Here is a 23653-nt window from a genome sequence, read left to right on the forward strand (position 1 = left end):
TTCAGTCGCTTAACGGCCAACTGGCCAATATCCGGTACTCGACGCCGGTTGGAGTACTCAAAGACTCGTAGAGTTGCAGCTCGCTTGGCGTTAAATCGATAATCGGAATATGTTCGAGTTTCGGTAGGTTGCCGGCCCTTCGCATCAAGGTGATATGGGGGCGGTAATCATATTCGCTGCTATGCAGCCCAAGGTTTGTCGCCAGTTGTTGCGCCGCCCCGGCAAGCGCCATCAGTGCCGGATCCTCGGCTGTGCCGGCCAGGCAGAGTATTTTCGGCCCGGGCCAGAAACAGAGATGCTCGAGCCGCACCCGAAAGCGTTTCAAGGGCAAGCCGGGAATGGCAGCGAGTAAATCCCCATGCTGTTCTGCCGTCACCTGGCCGAGAAACGCCAGGGTAAGGTGCAGATTGGCCTCAGTCATTTTCTTGAGACCGGGGGCTGACGGTTCATCAGCTTGTTCACAAGCTTGCTGCAACGTCAGCAAGCTCGCTCTTTCTGCCGTGGTTGGCGCGAATCCCAGAAATAGCCTTTTAGGCGTAATTGAGCTCATTTTTCGTTCCCGGTTAAGACCTTGGCCTATACTGTGACTTGTACCATTGTACACAGGAGTCGATTCACTCGGTGAGAATGAAAAGCAATGGTATCGGATGGATTCTTCGGATCAAAAAACAGTCGTAAGGAAATGACCCCATTATGCCCGCGAGTCTTGCCAATCAATTACAACATGCTCTGGTGGATGTCTTCAGCGATTCTCCGCTGATCACCCTGGAGCAGAATGTTGATCGCGCCCTGGAGATCATCACCCGACAACTGGATTGTGACGGGGTGTTTGTGCTGGCGGCCGGTAAGACACCGGGGCGACTCAAGACCCGCAATCTCTACCTCAAACCCCAATTCAAGACTCAGCAAGCTTCCCGGGAGTGGGGGCTGGGGAACATGCCTTTTTTTCGCAATCTGTTACGCCACCCCAAACTCCTGACCTTGGACAGTATTGAAGAGCTTCCCAAGGAAGCTCAGGAAGAGAAACGTTTCTTACGCCAATGGCAGGTGCGCAGCCTGTTGGTGCTGCCGCCACTGCATCTGGGGGATACCCATATCGCCGTTGGCGCCCTGCAATGCGGCGGCGAAAAGCGCTGGCAGGAAGACTTTGTCAATGAACTCAGCCATGCGGCGGCCATGATAGGCTCGGCAATGGAGCTGACCCGTATCGCCTTGGCGCTGCTGGCCAGTGAGCGCAAGTATCAGGAGCTGTTCCAACAGTTACCCCTGGCTTGCGGGCAGTTGGACAGCAGTAACCAACTGACCATGATGAACCGGATAGCCAAGCAGACACTGGTGGCCGGTGACAGCAAGGATCTGCTGGCGTTGGTGCGTGAGGATGACAAGGGGATTTTGCTTGATACCCTGGCCGTGGTACGCGATGGGGTATTGAATCAGGCCTGGTGTGAGGTTGGTTTTCTGCATGGACAGGAGCTCTCTTGGCAAAAACTCAGTTTCAGCCGCAGTAAGGCTGATAAGCGTACCCTGGTGCTGATGGCTGAGGATGTCAGTGAACGCCACAGATTGGCCAGCGAGCTGTCATTTCACGCCAATTATGATGCGCTGACCGGCCTGCCCAACCGGGTGCATTTCGAAGCCCTGCTGGCCAAAGTGCTCGGCGAGGAACAGGCGCCGCCTGTGTGTATTGCCTTTGTGGATCTGGACCAGTTTCGGGTGATCAACAATGTCAGCGGTCATATCGCGGGTGACAGGCTCTTGTGTCAGGTGGCGCAGCGGCTCAAGCAGCTGGTGCGCAAGGGGGACGTGGTGGCTAGGCTCGGCGGCGATGAGTTCGGGATCCTGATGCATTTTTGCAACCCAGAGTCGGCTAAACATATCGCCGAGCGTATCTGTCAGCAGCTGTTCAATCACGAATTCAACTGGGAAAACCGCAAACACGGGGTCTCGGCCAGCATAGGCATAGCCCAGTTGGATCCGGCAGCCCAGGACATTTATACCGTCATGGGCCAGGCCGATGCCGCCTGCCGCCTGGCCAAGGAGCAGGGGCGCAACGGCTGGTTACTCTACGACAGCAGCGATCCCCGCCTCAAGCGGCTCTACAGCGAAATGACCGCCTCTGTCGATGTCCTCGGGGCTCTTGCCAATGACAGATTTGAGCTCTATTTCCAGGAGATCCGCCCGCTGGAGGCTACAGATAGCGGCATGCATCTGGAGATCTTGCTGCGTATGTATCAGGAGGAGGGAGAGATGTTGTCTCCGGCGATATTTCTGCCAGCGGCCGAGCGTTATAACCTGGCATCCAGGGTGGATCGCTGGGTGATAGATCATCTGCTGCTCTGGGGCAATAGGCATCTTGAGTTGTGGCAATCCCTGTCTTTGGTGTCGCTGAACCTTTCGGCGTCCTCGCTCGAGGATGAGGAGTTTATGGACTGGCTTGAGATGCGCCTGCTGGCCGAACCCGAATTGGTCGATAAGCTGTGTATCGAAATCACCGAAACTTCGGTTCTCAGCCAGCTCGAGCAGGCCCACAGGTTGATTGAGCTGCTTAAACCCCTGGGTTGTAAGCTGGCGATGGATGACTTTGGTGCCGGCTTTTCCTCTTTTGCTTACCTTAAACAGTTGGCGGTGGATTATGTGAAGATTGACGGCCAGTTTGTGCTCAATCTCTGTGAAGACAAGGCGGATCAGGCGATTATTGCCGCCATGTGCCAGTTGGGAAGGCAGATGGAGTTTCAAACTATTGCCGAGTTTGTGGAAACCGAGGCCATAGTGGCGAAACTGCAGGAGCTGGGGGTGGATTATGCTCAGGGCTACGCCATAGGCAAGCCCAGGCCCTTACTTGAGCTGAGTGAGTCCAACCGCAGTTGTGCCAATGCTTATTGATTCATACAGGCTGGCACAGACTGACATCAGGATACCTGGTGTAGTTTGCAGGACATGCTCAGGGCCTTCCTGTTAGCCACGGCGGCTGAAACTGGTTACACTGAGCGCCTGTTTTTGTAAGCCATGCCCTGAATCTTGAACGACTTACCCATTCAATCCCTGTTGCCTCAACTGCGCCAAACCTTGGCCACTTGTCGGCAAGTTATCCTCGAGGCGCCTACCGGAGCCGGTAAATCCACCGCGCTGCCCTTGGCACTGCTCGACTGGCCGGAAATCGACGGCAAGATCCTCATGTTGGAGCCCCGGCGGGTTGCAGCGCGGGCCATCGCCGGCTTTTTGGCGCGCCAAAGAGGGCAGGCACTGGGGCAAGAGGTGGGGTTCAGGGTTCGCGGTGAGAGTCAGGTCAGCGGCAACACCCGACTCGAGATCATCACCGAGGGGGTACTGACCCGCATGATCCAGCAGGACCCTGAGCTCAAGGGCGTTGCCATGATCATTTTCGATGAGATCCATGAGCGCCATCTGAGCACAGATCTCGGTCTGGCGCTGGCACTGGAAGTGCAGGCCTCATTGCGGGACGATTTACACTTGCTGGCCATGTCGGCAACGCTCGAAGGCTTGCCGTTACAAACCTTGATGCCGGATGCCAAGCTGCTTGCCAGTGAGGGCCGCAGCTACCCTGTGACTATCGCCTACAGCGCCGCTTTGGCGCAGAGGCGCAGCGGTTCGGGTTCCGGCACAGGCATGGTGCCTTGGCTTGAACATATGGGGCGGCAGTTGCTGGCGCTGCTGGACCCTCAGCAGGCCTGCGCTTTGGGGGTTAGCGAAGCGCAGCAACAGGGCTCGATACTCGCCTTCCTGCCGGGACAGGGGGAAATTCAACGCCTCAAGCACTATCTGCAATCCAGAGTTGCAGCCAATGTGCGCATTTGTCCTCTCTACGGCTCATTGAGTGCAAAAGAGCAGGATGCGGCGATTGCCCCGGCCAATGCCGGTGAGCGTAAGCTGGTACTGTCCACCAACCTGGCGGAATCCAGTCTGACCATAGAGGGGATTACTCTGGTGGTGGACAGTGGTTACAAGCGCCAGGCCAGTTTCAACCCCCGCAGCGGCGTGACCCGTTTGGGACTCAAGCGTATCAGCCAGGCATCGGCCACTCAAAGAGCCGGGCGGGCTGGGCGCACCAGTGCGGGTTTTTGCTTAAGGCTTTGGGGCCAGGAGGAGCACGGCCGCTTGCCGCAGGCGGATGAACCGGAAATCTTGCATGCCGACTTGCTCTCCATGGCCCTGGATGCGGCCTGCTGGGGTGTGCGCAGCCTCAGTGACTTGCCTTTACTGACGCCACCGGCCAGAGCCAATGAGGCGGTGGCCTGGCAGCTGTTGCAGTCGCTGCAATTGGTAGACCTGCAACGTAAGCTTACCGCCCATGGCCGCGCGGCCTATGCACTGGGGGCGCAGCCGCGGCTGGCGCACATGTTGCTCCGGGCGCAAAGCCTGGGGCAGGCGCGCGGCGAACCCGAGCTCGCCGGTCTGGCTTGTCTGCTGGCAGCCTTATTGGAGGCCAGAAGCCTTGCTGGCAACGGCGCCGACATCATGGATAAACTTTCTCAGGCCACTCAAGGCCTTGAAGCCAGACAAGTCGGCAACTGGCTCAGACGCTTAGGGCTTAACGGCAAGGCGGCGGATTTTCTGAAATTGGCGAATCGTGCCGATTGCGCCCTGTTGTTGGCGCTGGCATTTCCTGACAGGATAGCCAAGGCAAGAGGCGTCGAGGGTTACCAGTTGGCCAATGGCAGTGGCGTGGTGCTCGATGCCAGTGACAGCCTCAGCGGCTGCGAGTTTCTGGTGGTGGCCGATTACCTGGAGACCGAGGGCCGCAGCGCCGGCCGCATCTATCTGGCGGCCGAATTACCGGCGGGGTTGCTGGAAAATGAGCTGGCCTTTCTCTGTACCTGGCAACAGCAGGCGGGCTGGGATGAGTCCAAGGGACGTTTCTTTGCCGAGCGCCAACTGCGTCTGGGGGAGATAGTACTCAAGCGGGAGGCCGAGAAAGAGGCGGATCCCAAGCTGAGGGCTCAGGCGATTATGGTGCTGCTGCGCAGTAAAGGCTTGGCACTGCTCAATATGGATGAGGATGTCAGGCAGCTCCAGTTCAGGCTGGCACTGGCAAGATCCAAAGATCCGAACCTATTTCCGGACAACAGCGATCCGGCGCTGCTGGATTCTCTCGAGGAGTGGTTGGAACCATTTTTGAGCGATATCAAGCAGCTAAAGGGATTAATGGCATTGGATATCAAGCAGCTGTTGCTCAATCGCCTCGAGTGGCAGGCGCAGCAGACACTGAATGAATGGCTGCCGAGTCATTGGAAAATGGCCACGGGCACCCGGGCACCGATCCGCTATGATGCCGGCGGTCGGGCGCTGCTGAGTGTGCGTCTGCAGGAAGCGCTGGGCATGGCCGAAAGCCCGCGGCTACTGCAAGGGGAGTTGACCGTAACCATGGAACTCTTGTCTCCGGCGCAGCGCCCTTTGGCGCTGACGGCCGATCTGGCCAGTTTTTGGCAAGGACCCTATGTCGAAGTGAAAAAAGAGATGCGTGGGCGCTACCCTAAACACCTGTGGCCCGACGACCCGGCCAATACTTTGCCGACTAAATTCACCAAGAAAAAGACCTTGAATATCCAGTAGTAAATTTTGGGATAAGCATGACCACCAAGAAAAGTACCACGAAAAAAAGTACCAGAAAAACCAGCAGCAAGAGCAAGCCGGCGCAGCAAAACCCCGGGCTATGTCGCAGGTTATGGTCGATAACCTGGAAGCTGGCCCTTATTCTGGTAGCGGCGTTGACTATCTATTGTATCTACCTGGATCAGATCATCGCCCGTAAGTTTGAAGGGCAGAAGTGGCACCTGCCGGCGCAGGTGTTCAGTCGCTCCATGGCACTCTATCCCGGGGCGGCGGTGAGCCATGCCCAGCTGATGGCCGAACTTAAGCTGCTGGGCTATCGCAAGGTGGCCAATCCGCGCCAGGTGGGGGAGTTTTCTGCCTCCAGTACCCGAATCGAGCTGTGGCGTCGCCCCTTCCTGCATCCTGAGGGTAGCCAGGCAGAGCAGCGGGTGATGATAAGTTTCGACTCCAACGGCGTCACTTCAGTGGCGCGCATGAGCGACAAACGCCAACTGGCGGTGTTTCATCTCGAACCTGTACTGCTGGACAGGATCATCGCCGGCGATGGTGAGGACAGGCTTTTTGTACCAACCGAACAGATCCCCGAAAACATAGTCGAAGCGCTTATTCTGGTGGAAGACCGCAGCTTCTATGAGCACCACGGGGTGAACCCCTTTGCCATCGCCCGTGCCCTGCTGGTCAATATCAGCGCCGGTCGCACGGTACAGGGCGGCTCTACCCTGACCCAGCAGCTGGCGAAGAACTTCTTCCTCTCCAGTGAGCGCTCCTTGATCCGTAAGGCCAGAGAGGCCTTGATGGCGCTGATTATCGATTTTCGTTACAGCAAGGATGAAATCCTCGAGGCCTATCTCAATGAGGTCTACATGGGACAGGACAAATCCAGAGCCGTGCATGGCATGGGGCTGGCATCGCAATTCTATTTTGGCCGCCCCGTAGGAGAGCTGACCCTGGCGCAGCAAGCCTTCCTGGTCGCCGCTATCAAGGGGCCATCTTACTACAACCCCTGGCGCTATCCTGACAGGGCTCAGGAGCGGCGCGATCTGGTGCTCCGGCTCTTGATGGAAGGCAGCAAAATTTCTGTCGACCAATACAAGGCGGCAGCGGAGTCGCCGCTGGGATTAAGGCGCTCGGACAAACCTGTGCACCAGAAACTGCCGGCCTTCTTTGCCGTGGTCAAACAGGAACTCAAGGATCGCTACGGTGCGGCGCTGCTGAAGCAGTCCGGTGTCAAGGTCTATACCACCTTGGACCCCATGGCGCAGGAAGCAGCCGAAAACGCTGTTGAGCGAACCCTGAAGGAACTTGGCAAGAAAGATAAAGAGTTGCAGGTAGGCATGGTGGTGACCGACAAGTACAGCGCCGGGATCGCCGCCATGGTGGGCGACAAGGTGCCGGGCTACGAGGGCTTCAACCGGGCGGTGGAAATTCGCCGTCCCATAGGTTCACTGGTCAAGCCCTTTGTTTATGCCACGGCGCTGGCTCAGGGCAGCAAGTTCAATCTCGCCAGCCCCCTCAGAGATGAGGCCATTACCCTCAAGAATGAGCAGGGCAAGACCTGGTCGCCACAGAATGTGGATCGTAAGTTCCGTGGCCAGGTGCCACTGTTGACGGCGTTCAAGAAATCGATGAATGTGCCGACCGTTAATTTGGGGATGAATGTCGGTGTCGATGCCGTGGCCGCGACGCTAAAAGAGGCCGGCTGGAATGAAGCTGTATCGGCTTATCCTTCCATGTTGCTCGGCGCCGTGAACGGTTCCCCCTTGATGGTGGCGCAGGTATATCAGACCCTGGCGGACGGTGGCCGTTATCGTCAGCTCAATGCGGTGACTGCCGTGCTGGACAGCGACAACCAGCCCCTGCCTGTGGCCAGTATGCCACGCCATGAGGCGATAACGCCTGCGGCCAACTATCTGGTGCAGTACGCCATGACCAAGGTGGTGGAGTCCGGCACGGCTTCGCGTCTAGGGGCGGCCTTCCCCGGCGTGATGCTGGCGGGCAAGACGGGCACCAGCAACGACCGCCGCGACTCCTGGTTTGCCGGGTTTGACGAGCGTAACGTTGCCGCCGTTTGGGTTGGCCGCGATGACAACGGCAAGACCCAGTTCTATGGCAGCAGTGGTGCCATGACGGTTTATCAACGCTTCCTCGCCGAGCGGCCGCCACTGGGGCTGAGGTTGCCGCCGGTCAACGGCGTGGTGCAGGGCTATTTCGACCGGGATACAGGCGCGGCGAAACAAGCCGATTGCCGTAATGTGGTGGCGGTACCTGCGCTGGCCGACAGTTATCACCCGGCGCCCAACTGCGGTGAACCTCTGCCTTGGTGGAAGCGGATCCTCGGTGGTTAACCGTGTAGAGGCTAATAGATACTAGATAGCAAAAAGGCCACCTCCGGGTGGCCTTTGACTTGTTTGAGAATATCGCGTTTTATCGCTATACCGTCTGATTTCAGCGGCGACGTCTGGTGACGGCGGCGACACCGGCAAAGGCCAGGAACAACCAACCCAGACTGCCGCCTTCATCTTGCTTGGCATCTTTTTCGGTAGCCAGGAAATTGATCAGATCGGTCAGTTCGCCCAAGGTGCGAATTTCTCCCAGGTTAACCAGATATTTGTCGTTTACCACGAAGCTTGGCACGCTCTGGATGGCAAATTCATTCTGCTGCTTACGCCACAGGGCGATGACATCATTGATTTTCTTGCTGTCGGCCAAGGCATCGTACTGGCTGACATCGACGCCGTTGGCGGCAAACAATTGCTTGATATCGTCGCGGCTATTGATGGCAGAGGTGTGCTTGTGTCCAGGGGCGGAATGGTCATGGCCATGGGCCCCTTCCTCGCCCTGAATGGCGGCAAACATAGGATGAACCAGCTTATCAGTCGCGCCCAGCTCCTGCATGATGGCCAGAGACTTCATCACCTCAGTGCCCAGATCGCTGTTCATAAAGTCGACATGCTTGCTGTCAAAGCTGACTTCTTTATTGAGACCAGCCTTGATGTCCGGCAGATACTGGGTTTCCATGCTGAAGCAGTTATGACAATAGAAAGAGTAGAACTCGGTGAGTTTGGGTTCTTCACTGCCTTTCTTGGCTATCTGGGTATAGTGTTTACCTTCGATAAAGTCGGCGGCGTTGGCGGCCAGCGGGATCAGGGTAAGTGCCATTGCGGCAACCAGTGGCTTGAGCAAAATAATCTCCTCAGAATTGACCGGGCGCAGCGCCCTTTGCTGTCAGGTTAATGTGACTGGCTTAATTATGACTTAAGCGTCGGCACCTTTGGCGGCCATTTCTGTGAGCGAGGCTAAGCTTTGACGGTTTGCCTGGTTATTCAACCTCGCAGGGCTTGCCAGGCTTCGCAGATCTGTCTGAATTTGGCGGCATCACCACCTTGCCTGTCCGGGTGCCACTTCAGCGCCAGTTTACGCCACTGGCGACGGATCTCCTTGTCGCTGGCGTCGGCTTCCAGCTCCAATACCCGCAGTGCCTCTCGTTGGGCAAAACGGCCGGGACGCACGCCAATATAATCCTGATAACTGTTCCAGAAGGACTCCAGCATCTCACGAACAACATTGACGCAGGTGTCGTAGTTGTTCCAGTCGAGGTAGTAGTCTCTAAGCGCTGAGTCACCCTGTTGCAGTTGCAGCACATTGGCCGGTGGGATCCGCAGCAATATGATATCCATGGCCTGTACCTGCAGCCATTGGCCCGGCAACAGCATGTGTTGCAGTTCATAGAGGGCATTCATCAACAGGAAGTTGCGTTTGAACAGATCTTTCTCGGGCAGAGGATCCAAGTCGTGCATCAGTCCCTGCTGTTGTAATTCGGTGGCGAGGTGATGCACCTTCCAGGAGCGGTTGCTGCGTTTGAGCAAGCTGAGCAGCGGCCAGATAAGCGGGTTATCGCCCTTGAGTCGGGTCGGCTTGACCTCAGTGGTCTCTGGCTGGGCCAGCGCGGGTTTGGCAAGCAGCATGGTAGCAATCATTCATCCTGAACTGACGATAAAATCTACTATGCCACAGGTGTCCGTGGGTGCAAGGTGAAAATAATGGAACCCGGCGTGGAGCCGGGTTCTGAAAGGGATGATGCAAACTCGTTCCTCGTTAGATCTTGGTAAACAGCTCTTCCTGAGGCAGGCGAGATTTGGGCAACTTGGCGTTGAAGTCAGACTCGTCATGGTAGCCAAGAGCCACAACCACGCTGGCGGTCAGGCCCTGTTCTCTCAGACCCAAAACCTGATTGAGTTTGCTGGCATCGAAGCCTTCAATAGGGGTTGCATCTATGTCCAATACGCTGGCGCCCAGCAGTAGAGTACCCAGCGCCAGATAGGTTTGTTTCTCCATCCAGTGCTGCAGATCCTTAAGTTCGAACTTGTGCATATTGGTGAAGAAAGAGCGGCCGTTGTGTTGGCCTTGCTTGGCGTTTTCGTCGGCGAAGCGGCCATCGGCATCTTCTTGCTCAAGCAGACGCAGCAGATGGGCTTCGTCCATGTTGTTGCGGGTACAGAGTACTACCACGTGGGAAGCGTTGAGGATCTTTGGCGTGTTGAAGCCATAGTCTGCGGTAGACTCGGCAATTTTGGCTTTGCCTTCATCTGTCGCGGCCAGTACAAAGTGCCATGGCTGGGAGTTCACCGAGGAGGGGCTGAACTGCAGCAGACTCTGCAGATCTTCAATTTTATCCTGGGGGATCTTCTTGTTGGGATCAAAAGCCTTGGTGGTATAGCGCTTTTTGGCAAGGTATGTCAGATCTGTCATGTCACTGCTCCGGACAAATTAGGCTGAAATTGTTTTGGCATTCTACGATCTCTGTTGCGCTTTACAACAGTGTTTCTGCTGCAAGCTATATCAAAAATAAATTGAAAGTACGCTGGTGGGGAACCACCTCTCGGTGCCAACAAGATTGCGTTTGCATGTTTTTTGGCTGTTAAATTGCGTTTGCTGTATATTTTGGTTAATATATGGACAGGTTTATGGCGGAGCAGCAAAGATGAATACCCTAGAGAAAGCCAATGCAGCCGAGGTATTATTCAAGGCGTTTTCCAATGCTTGCAGCGAGTTACAACTTACCCAGGCCGAGGCCAGCCGTATCATAGGTGTTAATCCCAGCACCTTGAGCCGTAACAGCGGCAAGGGGTTTAAACCCGATTCCAAGCAGGGGGAACTGCAGTTGCAGCTTATCCGCCTGTATCGCTCGTTGTATGCCATAGCGGGTGGTGAAAAAGCCTTTATGCGTCACTGGCTCAACAGCCCCAACAAGGCGCTGAATGGGACCCCCAAGACTTTATTGCAAACCGTGGTTGGCCTGGTGAGTGTTAACCAATATCTGGATGCGATGCGAGGCAAGGTCTGACAGCCATAGCCGGTGACAGGAGACAAATAACTGAAAATGGATTTTAGCGCGTTAGAGCCGCAGGACTTTTTCCCTCGCCCTTACCTTGGCCGCGGTTATCGCCTGGTCGAGTCCCAGGAAGAAGCCGCCACCCTGAGCCTGGTGGATGATTTTGACGAACAGATGCTGCTTGAGTCTCTGCTCGATGAGGTTAAACCGCCTTACCGAAGTGGAACAGAGCACTTGCATTATCTGCTCAAGACCCCGTTTCGTTATCCGCCGCTGCGCCATGGCTCGCGCTTTGGCAGTATCACAATGGAAAGCTTCTTTTATGCCAGTGAATCCTGGCAGACCTGTTTGGCCGAAGTTGCTTACTATCGTTTTGTCTTTATGGCCGACATGCTGGAGCCTTATCTGGAGCCGCTGCGCTCTGAGCATATGCTGTACTCTGTGGATATCAATGCCCGCGATTGTGCCGACCTGACGCTATTGCAGGGGCAGGAAGTGCAGCAGCAACTGACTCACAAGTCGAACTATACCTATACCCAGGCTATGGGGGCCTGGCTGCTGCAACAGCAGGCGCAGATGATCCGCTACACTTCGGCCAGAGCCGAAGAGGGCGTTAACCTGGCGCTGCACGATCCTTTGGTGTTGCAATCAACCGAGCCGCAGGAGTGTGAATACTGGATCTGCCAAAGCTCGGCCGACAAGGTGGCTTTCAGTCGTCGTAATAGCCGTAGCATGCCATTGACCTGGTTTTTAAAAGACTTTTTGCAGGACGGGCAGTTGCCGCGTCCCGCCTGAGTGCAGAACTTAGTCAGGATTGCGTGGTGATAAACAGCGGGTTGGAATAGAACCAGAGATCGCCGTAGTTACGCTCATTGATGTCGTTGTACCATTGTTGCACCAGCTCCCCTTCGGCCTGTGGCAGCACCTCTGAACGCAGAGGCGTGCCCTTGTTGGTCAAGCCGCTGACGTTGTAATCCAGGTTAGTACCACGCAGGCGGAAATACTGCTTGCCATCGGCGATAAAGCTGAAGCTCATGTTGTAGAAGCCATCACTGTCTTTTTGCCAGTCGGCCTGGGTAAATGACTTGATCACCCGGGTGCTGTCGTTGGTTTCCTTTTGCCAGGCAGCCGTTCCCGGCTTGGCCCGTTCACCGATATCGCCGGCAATCAAATCGATATGATGTACTCCCGGATTAATGCCGGCGTAGTGTTCATTGCCGATATCGCTTTCCTTGTTATTCAGCTCAGGGCTGCGGAACCTGATTTTGATAGTGACCTTGTCACCGGCCTTGGCGCTCAAGGTTTGTCCCATAGTGATGGTTTGATCACCTGTATTCATCTGGAAATCCAGCCCATCGATGAGATCGCCAAATACCGCAAAGCTGTTCCCCGAGCGTAGCCCTTCCAGCAGGGCCTGGGTGCATTCACCCTCAACCCAGGTGTAATTCTTGGCGTATTCGCCGGGATAATAACTGCTGGCGTAAGGTGGCCTGGTCTTGAAATGAATATCCGAGTTGCCCATGTTCCAAATCCTGCGCCCTTCGCCCAGCAGCGCATCCCACCAACCGCCGACTTCGGCCACGACGGGATCGACACCGCCGTAAACACCGCTCGATCTGTCACCATAGTCACCGCGGTTGCCACTGAACTGGCCGCCAACCATGCCTTCCACCAGGAAGAAGACCTCAGGCGCGGCATCGTGAAGCTCCCTGACTTCGGCTATGGTGTAGCTGTCGAGATAGCGTCTGGGGTGATTGAGCATGCCGTAGCTCTGTTTGGGGAAGTGTTGCTGTAGCCAGGCGAGCGCCGCTACGGCATCTGCATGGGTTTGATTCTGACGCTTGACGCCAGCGGTCTCCCAGGCGGCAAGATCTTCGGCTGCGAAATCCTCCGGCTCATTCTTGGCACTGAAGCTGTACTCGAAGGTTTTAATCGCATCCAGAGTCTGCTGTTCATCGGCCAAGATGGCGATATTGAAGTGTTCGTGAGTCGGCATATCCCACTCAAAGCCGGAGTAAACCAACTTGCCCGGGTAGTTGGGCATCAGGCTGGCGAGTCCGGGTTTTTCGTAGCGGGTGAGGGCATCATAGAAGAGAATGCCGCCTAGATCGTTATCTTCATTGTCCTGGCTGTTGTTGCGCATATGGTTGGTCAGGCTCATATAATCCAGACCAAAGTCCTCGAAGCCCCACTTGAGAATATCGGCCTGGGTCTCTCTGGCATCCTGGGAAACCGCAGTGTGAACATGAAGATCGCCTTTGAGCCAGCGACCCGTTACCGGCTCGGGAGTTTGAGTGTCGTTATCTGAGTTACAGCCGGCCAGCAGGGCCAGAGACAGCAGTGACAATGCTGCGACTTGATGGGATTGACGCACGAATAACCTCTCTATATTGGGCGTTTGGGAAAGCACCCAACATAGAGAACAAAGATGGCAGATTTATGGCACTTTTGTACTAAAAAGTTACCCTGTGATCAGCGCAGCACCTTGGCAAGGAAGCCTTGAGTACGGGGATTTTGCGGCGCATTGAAGATCTGCTCCGGCGTGCCCGCTTCCTGGATCACTCCTTCATCCATGAAGATCACCCTGTCAGACACCTCGCGGGCGAATCCCATTTCGTGAGTGACTATCACCATGGTCATGCCGTCGCGAGCCAAAGATTGCATCACGTCCAGCACATCGCCGACCATTTCCGGATCCAGCGCCGAAGTGGGTTCGTCAAACAGCATCAGTTCGGGAGACATGGTCAGGGCTCTGGCAATGGCCACCCTCTGTTTCTGGCCGCCGGACAGACTGGATGGATAGGCATCTTTCTTATCTGCCAGGCCAACCTTACCCAGCAGTCCCAAAGCCTTGGCTTCGGCCTCGGCCGAACTCATCAACCCCAGCTTGACCGGTGCCAGCGTCAGGTTGGCCAACACTGTCTTGTGGGGAAACAGGTTAAAGTGCTGGAATACCATGCCCACTTTCTGTCTGAGCTTGTCGACACAGGCCCCCGGAGCCGTTATCGATTCACCGGCTATCCGTATTTCGCCTTCAGTCGGTTGCTCCAAAAGGTTGATACAGCGAAGAAAAGTACTCTTGCCACTACCACTTGGGCCTATAATACTGACCACTTCTCCCTTGGCGATATGCTGATCTATGCCCTTGAGTACTTCCAGTTTGCCGTAGTACTTATGCAGGTTGGTTATCTCAATCACTTTGTTTCAGCCTCGCTTCAAACTTACCCAACAGCCAGGTGAAGCTGTAGGTCAACAACAGATAGATAAGGGCACAAGTCAGCAGCGGCACCACATCTTCGAAGGTTCGGCTGCGGATGATTTCACCGGCACGCATTAGATCCACACCACCGATAAAGCCGATGACGGCCGTTTCCTTCAAAAGCACGATAAATTCATTGCCGAGCGCCGGCAGAATATTCTTGATTGCCTGCGGCAACACCACCTCACGCATGGTCAGTGAATGGCTCATCCCCAGAGAGCGGGCGGCCTCGGCCTGGCCCTTGTCGACCGCCTGGATACCGGCACGGATGATCTCACTGATATAGGCGCCACTGTTGAGGCCAAAGGCGATGATGGCGGCTGTCACCTTGTCGACATCCATGGCGGCCAACACGATAAAGTAGAGGATCACCAGTTGAACCACTACAGGGGTACCGCGGATCACCCCGACATACAGCTTGGCCGGCCAGCGCAGATACCAGCGCTCGGACATACCCATCAAGGTGGTGAGCACCCCGAGAATGGCACCGAGGATCATGGCGAAGAAGGTCACAGTCAAGGTGACCTTGAGGCCGTTTAGGATCAGCAAAATACCGATCATGCCGTCTTCCCCTATGGGGGTAAACAGCGAAGAGATTATTGCATCCATCTAAGATTACTTCTGATACTTTTCAAGGAGTTGTTGGTATTCACCTGAGCTTTGCAGCCGTGACAGGGTGGCATTGATCTGGCCGAGCAGTTCGGGTTGATTCTTGGAGACTGCAATACCGTAAAACTCGGGTGAGAAGTCGATATCCAGCTGTTTGAGAGTGGGGTTCTTGGCCAGATAAGTGGCCGCCGGTTGGCTGTCGAACAGTACCAGGTCTACCTTGTGGTTTTTCAGCTCCATAAAGGCTTCAAAACCCGTATTGAATGCCACGACTTCGGCCTTGAGTTCCTTGGCCATGATGTCGCCGGTAGAGCCCAGCTGCACCGCAATCTTCTTGCCGGCAAGATCAGCCGGAGTGCTGAATATCTGGCTGTCCTGATTGACTATCACCACTTGGGTGGCTTCGTAGTAAGGCGTGGAGAAGTTGACGCTCTTTTGCCGTTCATCCGTGATTGTCATGCCGGAGGCGATAAAATCGATTTTGCCTGAGTTCAGTGCCACTATCAGAGAGTCGAACTTGAGGTTTTCTACCTTGAGGGTTTTACCGGCGTCGGCGGCAATCGCCTTGGCAATATCGATATCCAGCCCTTTTACCTCATCACCATTGGCACCCCCCATATATTCAAATGGAGGGAAGGCAGCATTGGTACCGACGACCAGTACATCTTGATCTTTACCGCAGCCGGTCAACAGCAAAGCCGTGACAGTGGCCAGAAGCAGGGATTTTTTCATCATTGAAGATACTCTTGAAGAACCGTATGGCTGGCACTATAGCCAGTTCGAACGCATCAATCAATAACTAATCATAAAAAATGACTAATTATTCATTTGTTGGTTTTGTCTTGTTAGAAAATCTTTGTTAATTAGTTTGTTATTTATTAATTGAACATGCTTAAGTGAATAAAGTAGATATTGCTCAACTAGAGCTGAGCGACTAGAGAAGATTTTTTGTCGCCTGAGACACAAGAATGTGCATTTGGCACAGCGCCAAAGAAAAATTTGTTATAAAATGCGCGCCCAAAATCCTCTGCCTGCCTACAATGGTGGAAGCCACTCCGGATTTTGGAACCGGCCTCCAATTCAGTACCTGCCAAAAGCAGACAGCGAAGCACACAAAATAGAACAAGATGGGGTCGCATACCTATGACAGAAAAACGCTTTATTACCGCACAGGAATTGCTGGAGGACTCATTTCGTCTGGCAGCACAGGTCTATGACAGTGGCTTTCGGCCACAGTTTATTGTTGGGATCTGGCGTGGCGGCGCCCCGATAGGGATTGCGGTACAGGAGTTTTTCGACTTCAAAAAAGTGGAGACCGACCATATTGCGGTGCGTACTTCATCCTACTACGGCATAGGCACAGACAAGCAGAGCAAGGAGATCAAGGTTCATGGTCTGCACTACATTGTTGAAAATGCCAATGCCGATGATGGTTTGCTGATTGTTGATGATGTTTTTGACTCCGGCCGCAGTATTTTTGCACTGAAGGAGAAACTCGGTCAGCTGATGCGACTGAACATGCCTAAGGATATCCGTATCGCTTGCCCTTACTACAAGCCACAGAACACTGCGGTGCCACTGAAGCCCGACTACTATATCCATGCCTCGGATGAATGGCTGGTATTCCCCCATGAAGTTTCCGGTTTGAGCCCGCAAGAGCTGGCTGAAGGCAAGGGCGATTTGAGAAATATCAAAGAGTTGTTCCTCTGATAATCGGTTTCTATCATCAAATACTGAAGAGGGCGCCAATGGGCGCCCTCTTTGTTGCTCACACCCGTTATATGTCCATGCAGTTGGCGTAATAAGTCACAGTTGCCGGCCAATCGGAGAAGACACCCAAGACCTCTACCTCTTTGGCCAGTACATCCAGCAGTTGATAGACATCGCCATCGTTGTTGATGCCATCGCTGATGCTCTGATAGTACCAACCACCGCCTTGCGCCAGGGGGCCAGAGCGTTCCAGTGACCAAGTGATTATTTTAAGCCCGGCTTCCTTGGCCGCCAGAGCATAGGCCGAGGGAACTATCTTGCCGCTGTCATCCAGAGCTACCAATACCCACAAGGGCGGCGCAATGATTTCGACTCCCAGTGCCTTGAGCCTTTGCATATCGGCCTGCCAATGGGCCATATCATTGGGGTTAAAGCTGCTGTCTGAGTCATACCTGTCATCCAGATAGACGGCCTGCTTGCCAAAATCGGCGTTATTGGCCAACCAGTATTGCACATCCTCCAGATTAAATGACTGGGGATAGACATCTTTTGCCGGTACCCCGGCGGCCTGATATTCGTCGATCATCTTCTGAGCATAGTCCTGTTGGCTAAAGCCATCGAAGGGCATGGTCACACTGGCGGCCTTGAGTTCAGGCGTCATCTTGACCTTGGCTTCTTTAAACAGAGCTATGCTCTCGGCGTGGGTCATCAATGTGCCACAACTGGCGTAGAGATCCGTGCGCCAGGCAGGAGTGCCCTCCATAAATTCATGCGCCGTGGTGGCCTTGGGATTAAAGCCATCCATCTTGCCGCAAAGCTGTTTGAATTCGTCCAGGGTTATATCACTGGTACAGCACTCGGCGCTGGCGTTAACACCATTGGCAGCATCGGCGGGAGAGAAAGGCTGACGGCATTTGGCTGCCAACTCAGGGATACCCAGGATATTGGTGGTTGTGGCCAGATCGCATTGGGAGTGCCGACAAACCAACTGTTTATCGGCGGTGAAGGTGACATCGCATTCCACTATTCCGGCACCGGCATCTATAGCTGCCAAATAGGCTTCTTTGGTGTGCTCAGGGAACTGCATGGAGGCGCCGCGGTGGCCTATGCTGAAGTCGGTGCGATAAAAGGGCCCCTTGCTGCATTGTGCCAGTTTATCTTTGAGCGGCCCTTCATCCATGTCATTTACCAGAAACAGGGGGCGGGGGCCCAGATTGGCGCCAACTTTCTCCTGCTGATCCTGTGTCGGGGTTGAAGTATTGGCGTTGTTGTCATTGCTGTTGCAGCCACCGAGCAACAGGCCAAACAGTACAGAGCCAAGTAATACCGACGTTGTTTTGGAGTGAAAAGCCTTCATTAAGCAGATCCTTATACTATTTCGCACAGCAGTTTACTCACTTGGCGAGAATGGTATTTAGTCATAAACAGGCCGCTTAAGCTAAAGACGGTTGATGACAGCCGGATAGCAAAATCATGACAGTTAACTTAATTAATACAGTATCTTGTTCCGGATATACTGAAGAGAAACCTATTGCGTTAGCCCTTAGAGCCGATTGATCTTGTCCTTCAGATCGTAGCTTTTGTCCGTGACTATGGTTTCCAGATTGGCAATTCGCTGCCTCAATTCATCCACTTCCCGTTGCAGTTTTTCAACTTCGCCATTTTGGTGGTATTGCTGCTTGCGGTTGTAATCCTTGATGAGTATCACGGCAAAGATGCCTATGACTATCACAAGCATCAGACTGATTAATCCCATAACGACTCCTTGGTGTTAAGCATGTTGAACATTCTGGCACAGTATAGGGGGACAGGAAAATCAAGGGCCTCATTGAGGCCCTTGTTCTGTCTTTCGGCTAAGGTTTCAGGGTATCTTTTATCAGTACGCAGCGCTGCTCTCTCTCTATGGCTTGCTTGAGATTACGCTGGGTCATGGCCGATAGCTCAGGGTTGGCCTGTAAGGCTTTTTCGAGCTGCAGCACTGAGGCGTGACTGCATTGACGCGGTAATAATGCCGGTGCGTAACTGCGCATAAATACCGGGCCTTTTTCGGCGTCCAGGGTGGCCAGCTGACTCAAGCGCTGCTCTGCGGTGCTGGCCTGGAGTTGCCCTTGGCTGCTGGGATAGAGGTTTTCCATTGCCACCCTCAGCTTGGCAAACGGCAGCGCCGAATGGTTGATTTTCTCCAGCCAGCGGCGTTTACCGGCGGTGTCCGGGCGCACCACTTCGGCAGCGATGGCTGCCTTTTGCCCCGAATCGCTGTTATCAAGTTTGGCTTCTTGCTGCAGCAGATATTTGCTGGTGGGATAATCGTAACGGTTCAACTGATAGATAAGTTGCCAGCGGGTATCCTGATCCAGCTCTATTCCCTTTATTTTACTGTAGCCCTGCAGCAGTGACAGCAGGTGATCCAGCGAGTCACCGTCGCGGGCAAAGTCCACATAGGCTTCGAACCAGCGCCGCTGCAGATCTTTATTATCCGCGTTTTGCATGGTCAGACGCAGGCTCATCTGCGCCAGCGCTCTGATGGCGCGCTCGGCATAGGCCGAGTGAATGGGAGCCATCGATTCGAGCAAGGCCTTGCTGTAGCGCATATTGCCGAGAATTTGCCCCAGCAGGGTGTAATCCTTCTCTTGGGGAGCATTGATAAGCACTGTTTCCAGATACTTGTTCAAGGGCAAGTTACCGCTCTGGACACTGTCCCATAGGCTTTGCCAGAGCATGGCACGCAGAAGGGGATCTTCTACCTTGGCCAGGTGATTGAAGGCGGTATCGAACGAGCGTGGGTCGAGCTCGACTTTGACATAGCCCCAGTCCTGATAGTTGGGATAAACCAAATCAGGACAGGACGCGCCTTTAAGTTGCGGCACCAAGGTCTTTTCACCTTGGTAGGTAACGGCCAGAGTTTGCAGCAGGTGCATCTCATGGCGGCCCTTGCTCAGTAAGGCCAACTGAACTTTTTGCTCTCTGAGCGTCGGATAGGCGGGATCGCTTGCCGACTGCAACAGGGCAAATTCACTAATGCGGCCATCTTGGCACTGGAACTCGGCCTTGAGGCTGTTGACACCGGCGCTATAGAGCCAATCCCGGGTCCATTGGCTCAGATCCCGCTTGGCGGCCTGGCCGAGACTGGTAATGAAGTCTTCCAGTGTGGCGTTTTGCCAGGAGTACCGTTTGAGGTATTCACTGACGCCACGGCGGAAGGTTTGCTCCCCAAGCAGGTGGCGCAGTTGAATGAGAACCGCGGCCCCTTTCTGGTAAGTGATGGCATCGATATTATCGAAGGCGTTGGCACTGCTGGCCACTGGCACTTCTATGGGGTGGGTGGTAACGCCAGAGTCCTGTTGATAGGCACTCTGTTTGCCCCTGGCGTAAAAACTGCGCCAGGTATTGTCAAACTCAGTGGCTTCGGCGCTCGCCAGCATGCCCATGAAGGAGGCGAAGCTTTCATTGAGCCACAGACCGTTCCACCATTTCATGGTCACCAGATCGCCAAACCACTGGTGCGCCATTTCATGCATGATCACCGACGCCAAGCGCTGGCGCTGATTGGCTGTCATCTCACCACTGCCAAGAAAACGCCCTTCGGCAAAGGTGATGGCGGCGGCATTTTCCATGGCACCATAGAGGAAGTCAGGCACCAGCAGTTGATCGTATTTTTTAAAGGGGTAGTCGATACCGAAATAGTCGTCAAAAAACTTAAGCCCGGCGTCTGTGTATCTGAACCAGTCGGCGGCATTGACCTGGGCCGCCACTGATTGGCGGGCAAACAGGCGCATGGGGTATTTGCCGCTGTTGTCTTGCCAGACATGGTAAGGGCCTGCATGCATGGAAAAGTTGTAGGGGCTCAACTTGGGTGTTGCCGGAAACTGCCATAGCTGGCTGTCACCCTCCGGGGTCACACTCAATTCTTGGGTGGCGCTGATCACCTGCCAGTCTTTGGGGGCTCTGACAGTTAACTTGTAGCTGGCCTTGAGATCCGGTTGGTCGAATACGGCAAACATCTGCTGCGCGGCGGCGGGCTCAAAGTGGGAGTAGAGATAGACCTTGCCATCGACGGGATCCACAAAGCGGTGCAGCCCTTCACCATTGCTGGAATGCTGGCGTGTGAAGCTGACTTCTATCTCATTGTCGCCTTTGAGCAGCAACTTGGCACTGATCTCCAGATAGGCGCCATTGTATTTGGGATAGAGCCTGTGGCCGTTGATCTTAAGGCTGGTGATCTGCGCCTTGCTCAAGTCCAGTGTCAGGGGCTGTTGGTTATCGCTGAGACTGAAACGTACCAGGGTGCGGTTGGCAAATCGCTCGCTGCCATCCAAGGTAAAGTCCAGTTCATAGCTGACATTGCTGACTCTGGTAGAGCGAGCCATCGCCTGTTGCTCACTGATATAACCGCTGCCATCCCGCACACCTGCAGAGGATTGAGTGCTGCTGCAGCCGCTGAGTGATAGCAGTCCGGCAGCCAACAGGCTGAGACCAAACAACCGGGGAAGAGATTTCACAAACAGATTCCTTGCTTTTTATTGTTTTACCATTGGGTGTCGGTGTTTTCCCTCACAACAGGAATGAAAGGGGAGGGATACACCTAGAGTTAATACCCTCTCAGGCTTGGCGCCCGCGGCATAAATTACGCTATTTGCCGACAAAGAACAAAGGAGAAATGTTACAAAAAAGCCGCTGTGACAGCGGCTTTTGGGAAGGAGTGTGGTGCTTGGTTAGAGCCCGAGGAAGGACTTGGACTTCACTTTGCGGATCTCTTTTTCATCGGACCATTCGATCAAGCCGGTTTCCAGGTCCATCAGGCGCATGGTCATCTTGTAGTAGACATCACGGGTGCTGCCATCTTGTTTGACTATGCTGGAAAGGTTGCCGTAGAGCATGTATTGAGCGCCTATCTGACGACCGAACTTGATGGCGGTGGATGGGTCAACCATGCCGGCGTTGTTCTGGTAGTCCAGTTGCTTGCGCACTGAATCCACCTTGGTCATATCGATAAAACGGAACTTGCCTGAGCGCAGCAGCTTGTTGCTGATGGAGTCGGTCACTGACTCAGTATCTATATGCTCAGAGGTCTTGTTCTTGATCTTGTCGACAAAGATGATAGGTCTGTCGTTGGCTGTCATGGCCACCACAGGCGGGAAAGTCAGCATGCTGTCGACCATTTTGGCGGCAATGGCTTGCAGATCTGTCGAACCGAAGTTTTCATTCACTGTCTCTACCTCAGTGGCATCACCGTATTCCACTTTGGATTGACAGGCTGCCATGCCCATAGCCATTGCCAGTATCAGTATCAGCTTCAAGTGTTTCATAGTCAGTTCCATTTCAAGGTTATCAAATCAATTTTGTATAAAAACGTGTGACATTGCCAGTGTCTATTGCCCAGACCAGAGTGGTCTTGCCACTCTCAACCTGAATTTCCGTGCCCTGATTGTCCAGGGTTAGTTGATAGCTGCCGGCATCGACAAACTGCCTTGCTATCTGTGCCTGCCTAGGTAACGTGAGCCAACTGCGGCGATCGGCTTGCTCTGTGACCACGTTGAATATCTGCATGGCTATCACCCCAAGGTCCGAACCGTCTTTGCGTTCGGCCTTGCGGGCCATTTCCGACTTGGCATAGACCCTGGCGGCCTGGCGCACCAGCAGATAGGGTAGTTCCTCCTTGAGCGCCGTGATGGCCAAGGCATCTATGTTGGCTATCGGGGCTGCGGTCATAGGTTTTGACAAGCCGCGGATATGGGCACTGCTTACCGGCACTCTGGATGGCATATAGGTGGGCAGAGAGACAGTTTGCCAGTTGCCGTGAATGGTGAAGGGAACTGTTAGGCTCTCCTTGGCGGGCACAAAGCCACGCTCCAGCAGCAAGATGACCTGGCCTTGCCCCTTGGCGGGCGTGGGCGCTTCTCCCCAACGGCGTTTGAACTCATCATACTGAGGCATGGCAAGCTCTTTGGCCAAGCGCACCAGATCCTGCTGCAAATAAGGATTATCCGGCATAATCTGCGCCGCCTTGCGATAGTCGATAAAGGCATCGTTGCGCTCACCAAGGATTTCGTGCAGTACCCCTGTGGTGTAGTAACTGTAGGCGTTCAAAAACGAGCTGGTGACACTGCCGGCCGCCTTGCCCAGTTTATCCATTTCAGCGCTGATAGTGCCGTTGGCCATCTGCTGCACAGCGCTGCTGGATTTCTCGTACCTTTGCTGTTCCAGCGATTGCAGTTCATTGCTGCGACGCACCTCCACCAACGCGCCTTCGGCATCGCCGGCAAACAGATAATTGAGAGCCTGATATTGGTGCAGCATGATGCGCTCATACCCGGGACCACGATAGGGAATGATATTGTCGTTCAGCAGCAGGCTGCCGCCCTGTGAACCCAGCTCGGACAAACTGAGCTTGGCCTTGTCGTCGAATGCCTGATAGGCGGCTATGGCGCTTTGGTAATAGTCTTTGCTGGCGGTGAAATCGCCGCTTATCTGCGCGGCGCGCCCCGCTTCCTGGGCATAGAGCAGGCCATCGCGGCTGCTGATCCCGCCTGCCAACTCCTTGGCGGCATTGCCCGGCATTGATGAGTTGAGTTCGGCGCGAACGCCGGCCAGTTGGGATGGATAGTTGACCAATACACTGTTGAAGGCGCAGCCAGTGAGGCTCAGAGACAACAACAGTGGCAGCAGTAACTTGCCTGACTTCAAGAGTCGGCTCCTTGGTTTTGGATCTCCAGTCGTTCTCTCAAGGTGAGTCCTTCCAGATGATCATATTCATGCTGAAAAATGCGCGCGACAAAGCCTTGTAACCATTCTTGCTGCCACTCGCCGCTGAGATCCTGATAACGTACCTCAATGCTTTCATGGCGCAGAATCTGTACTCTTTCACCGGGCAGAGACAGGCAACCCTCTTCTCCGGCCAGCATCTTGCCTGAGCGTTTGAGTATCTGCGGGTTGATCACCACCTGGGGCGCCATCAAAGGCGCATCCGGATATCTGTCGTTGGGATGGGATGCCATAATAAACAAGCGGATACCTTGGCCTACCTGAGGCGCGGCTATGCCTACGCCCTGTGCCAGTTTCATGGTCTCGAGCATTTTCTCGGCCAGGGCCGCCAAAGGTTCATCGAACTGTTGAACCGGCTGGGCAGCCTGCCCCAGAATACGTTCTCCGTAGGTTGCTATGGCTAACATCCT

The 23653-nt window shown here is 54.5% G+C and carries 20 protein-coding genes; 6 read left to right on the forward strand and 14 right to left on the reverse strand.

Annotation, left to right across the window (positions count from 1 at the left end):
• Position 1: 1 nt before the first annotated feature.
• On the reverse strand, positions 2-550 hold the full coding sequence (thpR, locus tag HCX89_RS17180) for an RNA 2',3'-cyclic phosphodiesterase (RefSeq protein WP_144226812.1): 549 nt from the start codon (positions 548-550) through the stop codon (positions 2-4).
• A gap of 143 nt (positions 551-693) precedes the next feature.
• Here thpR and HCX89_RS17185 point away from each other — a divergent pair, with 143 nt between their 5' ends.
• From HCX89_RS17185 to mrcB, 3 genes are all read left to right on the forward strand, one after another.
• Entirely contained in the window at positions 694-2883 is a 2190-nt protein-coding gene (locus tag HCX89_RS17185) for a bifunctional diguanylate cyclase/phosphodiesterase (protein ID WP_044733830.1), read from the forward strand.
• Positions 2884-3018: 135 nt separating this feature from the next.
• A complete protein-coding gene (gene hrpB, locus HCX89_RS17190) occupies positions 3019-5571 on the forward strand; it encodes an ATP-dependent helicase HrpB (RefSeq protein ID WP_167716804.1) in 2553 nt (850 codons plus the stop codon).
• 17 nt (positions 5572-5588) lie between these two features.
• Positions 5589-7916 (forward strand): penicillin-binding protein 1B, encoded by a 2328-nt coding sequence (gene mrcB / locus HCX89_RS17195; RefSeq protein ID WP_167716806.1) that lies wholly within the window; start codon positions 5589-5591, stop codon positions 7914-7916.
• A 100-nt stretch (positions 7917-8016) separates the two neighbouring features.
• Here the strand turns inward: mrcB and HCX89_RS17200 are convergent, their stop codons facing one another.
• The 3 genes from HCX89_RS17200 to HCX89_RS17210 form a co-directional block, all read right to left on the reverse strand.
• The gene (locus tag HCX89_RS17200; RefSeq protein WP_123115805.1) at positions 8017-8754 is read right to left on the reverse strand and encodes a DsbA family protein; all 738 of its coding nucleotides are present in this window, start codon (positions 8752-8754) and stop codon (positions 8017-8019) included.
• A 140-nt stretch (positions 8755-8894) separates the two neighbouring features.
• Entirely contained in the window at positions 8895-9536 is a 642-nt protein-coding gene (locus tag HCX89_RS17205; protein WP_025886966.1) for a DNA-J related domain-containing protein, read from the reverse strand.
• 130 nt (positions 9537-9666) lie between these two features.
• A complete protein-coding gene (locus HCX89_RS17210) occupies positions 9667-10320 on the reverse strand; it encodes an oxygen-insensitive NAD(P)H-dependent nitroreductase NfsB (RefSeq protein WP_025886967.1) in 654 nt (217 codons plus the stop codon).
• A gap of 232 nt (positions 10321-10552) precedes the next feature.
• Between HCX89_RS17210 and HCX89_RS17215 the strand changes: the two genes are divergently transcribed.
• Both HCX89_RS17215 and HCX89_RS17220 read left to right on the forward strand, forming a co-directional pair.
• A complete protein-coding gene (locus HCX89_RS17215; RefSeq protein WP_025011540.1) occupies positions 10553-10915 on the forward strand; it encodes an MbcA/ParS/Xre antitoxin family protein in 363 nt (120 codons plus the stop codon).
• Positions 10916-10951: 36 nt separating this feature from the next.
• A complete protein-coding gene (locus HCX89_RS17220; protein WP_054744620.1) occupies positions 10952-11698 on the forward strand; it encodes an RES family NAD+ phosphorylase in 747 nt (248 codons plus the stop codon).
• A 13-nt stretch (positions 11699-11711) separates the two neighbouring features.
• Here the strand turns inward: HCX89_RS17220 and HCX89_RS17225 are convergent, their stop codons facing one another.
• The 4 genes from HCX89_RS17225 to HCX89_RS17240 all read right to left on the reverse strand — a co-directional run bounded on the left by HCX89_RS17225 (position 11712) and on the right by HCX89_RS17240 (position 15503).
• Positions 11712-13277, reverse strand: a complete 1566-nt coding sequence (locus tag HCX89_RS17225; RefSeq protein ID WP_167716808.1) for a hypothetical protein — start codon at positions 13275-13277, stop codon at positions 11712-11714.
• Positions 13278-13375: 98 nt separating this feature from the next.
• The gene (locus HCX89_RS17230; RefSeq protein WP_025886969.1) at positions 13376-14101 is read right to left on the reverse strand and encodes an amino acid ABC transporter ATP-binding protein; all 726 of its coding nucleotides are present in this window, start codon (positions 14099-14101) and stop codon (positions 13376-13378) included.
• Complete coding sequence (locus HCX89_RS17235; RefSeq protein ID WP_025011537.1) at positions 14094-14771, reverse strand: amino acid ABC transporter permease; 678 nt, start codon at positions 14769-14771, stop codon at positions 14094-14096. Before HCX89_RS17235 ends, HCX89_RS17230 begins: the two co-directional genes overlap by 8 nt.
• A 6-nt stretch (positions 14772-14777) precedes the next feature.
• Positions 14778-15503: a basic amino acid ABC transporter substrate-binding protein gene (locus tag HCX89_RS17240; RefSeq protein WP_025011536.1), complete on the reverse strand. Its 726-nt coding sequence runs from the start codon at positions 15501-15503 to the stop codon at positions 14778-14780.
• A gap of 411 nt (positions 15504-15914) precedes the next feature.
• Here HCX89_RS17240 and HCX89_RS17245 point away from each other — a divergent pair, with 411 nt between their 5' ends.
• Positions 15915-16481: a phosphoribosyltransferase gene (locus HCX89_RS17245; protein ID WP_025011535.1), complete on the forward strand. Its 567-nt coding sequence runs from the start codon at positions 15915-15917 to the stop codon at positions 16479-16481.
• A 67-nt stretch (positions 16482-16548) separates the two neighbouring features.
• Here the strand turns inward: HCX89_RS17245 and HCX89_RS17250 are convergent, their stop codons facing one another.
• The 6 genes from HCX89_RS17250 to def form a co-directional block, all read right to left on the reverse strand.
• Positions 16549-17838, reverse strand: a complete 1290-nt coding sequence (locus HCX89_RS17250) for a glycerophosphodiester phosphodiesterase family protein (protein WP_167716810.1) — start codon at positions 17836-17838, stop codon at positions 16549-16551.
• Positions 17839-18024: 186 nt separating this feature from the next.
• Positions 18025-18237, reverse strand: coding sequence for a hypothetical protein (locus HCX89_RS17255; RefSeq protein WP_025886971.1), 213 nt, complete (start codon positions 18235-18237; stop codon positions 18025-18027).
• A gap of 97 nt (positions 18238-18334) precedes the next feature.
• Positions 18335-20980 carry an aminopeptidase N gene (pepN, locus tag HCX89_RS17260; protein ID WP_273643653.1) on the reverse strand — a complete coding sequence of 882 codons (2646 nt, stop codon included), beginning with the start codon at positions 20978-20980 and terminating at the stop codon, positions 18335-18337.
• Positions 20981-21193: 213 nt separating this feature from the next.
• The gene (lpoB, locus tag HCX89_RS17265; protein ID WP_170946744.1) at positions 21194-21787 is read right to left on the reverse strand and encodes a penicillin-binding protein activator LpoB; all 594 of its coding nucleotides are present in this window, start codon (positions 21785-21787) and stop codon (positions 21194-21196) included.
• A gap of 22 nt (positions 21788-21809) precedes the next feature.
• Entirely contained in the window at positions 21810-23165 is a 1356-nt protein-coding gene (locus tag HCX89_RS17270) for a COG3014 family protein (RefSeq protein ID WP_144132774.1), read from the reverse strand.
• Positions 23162-23650, reverse strand: coding sequence for a peptide deformylase (def, locus tag HCX89_RS17275; protein ID WP_025886974.1), 489 nt, complete (start codon positions 23648-23650; stop codon positions 23162-23164). The genes HCX89_RS17270 and def overlap by 4 nt, the downstream gene beginning before the upstream one ends.
• Between the last annotated feature and the right edge of the window lie 3 nt (positions 23651-23653).

Source organism: Shewanella sp. Iso12 (assembly GCF_012030025.1).
In the GTDB taxonomy this organism is placed as follows: Bacteria; Pseudomonadota; Gammaproteobacteria; order Enterobacterales; family Shewanellaceae; genus Shewanella; species Shewanella algae.

Bases quoted from the DNA above. Each gene is read 5' to 3' on its own strand.
- thpR (WP_144226812.1), bottom strand. From the start codon at position 550: ATGAGCTCAATTACGCCTAAAAGGCTATTTCTGGGATTCGCGCCAACC.
- HCX89_RS17185 (WP_044733830.1), top strand. From the start codon at position 694: ATGCCCGCGAGTCTTGCCAATCAATTACAACATGCTCTGGTGGATGTC.
- mrcB (WP_167716806.1), top strand. From the start codon at position 5,589: ATGACCACCAAGAAAAGTACCACGAAAAAAAGTACCAGAAAAACCAGC.
- HCX89_RS17205 (WP_025886966.1), bottom strand. From the start codon at position 9,536: ATGCTGCTTGCCAAACCCGCGCTGGCCCAGCCAGAGACCACTGAGGTC.
- HCX89_RS17210 (WP_025886967.1), bottom strand. From the start codon at position 10,320: ATGACAGATCTGACATACCTTGCCAAAAAGCGCTATACCACCAAGGCT.
- HCX89_RS17215 (WP_025011540.1), top strand. From the start codon at position 10,553: ATGAATACCCTAGAGAAAGCCAATGCAGCCGAGGTATTATTCAAGGCG.
- HCX89_RS17220 (WP_054744620.1), top strand. From the start codon at position 10,952: ATGGATTTTAGCGCGTTAGAGCCGCAGGACTTTTTCCCTCGCCCTTAC.
- HCX89_RS17235 (WP_025011537.1), bottom strand. From the start codon at position 14,771: ATGGATGCAATAATCTCTTCGCTGTTTACCCCCATAGGGGAAGACGGC.
- HCX89_RS17240 (WP_025011536.1), bottom strand. From the start codon at position 15,503: ATGAAAAAATCCCTGCTTCTGGCCACTGTCACGGCTTTGCTGTTGACC.
- HCX89_RS17245 (WP_025011535.1), top strand. From the start codon at position 15,915: ATGACAGAAAAACGCTTTATTACCGCACAGGAATTGCTGGAGGACTCA.
- HCX89_RS17250 (WP_167716810.1), bottom strand. From the start codon at position 17,838: ATGAAGGCTTTTCACTCCAAAACAACGTCGGTATTACTTGGCTCTGTA.
- HCX89_RS17255 (WP_025886971.1), bottom strand. From the start codon at position 18,237: ATGGGATTAATCAGTCTGATGCTTGTGATAGTCATAGGCATCTTTGCC.
- lpoB (WP_170946744.1), bottom strand. From the start codon at position 21,787: ATGAAACACTTGAAGCTGATACTGATACTGGCAATGGCTATGGGCATG.
- def (WP_025886974.1), bottom strand. From the start codon at position 23,650: ATGTTAGCCATAGCAACCTACGGAGAACGTATTCTGGGGCAGGCTGCC.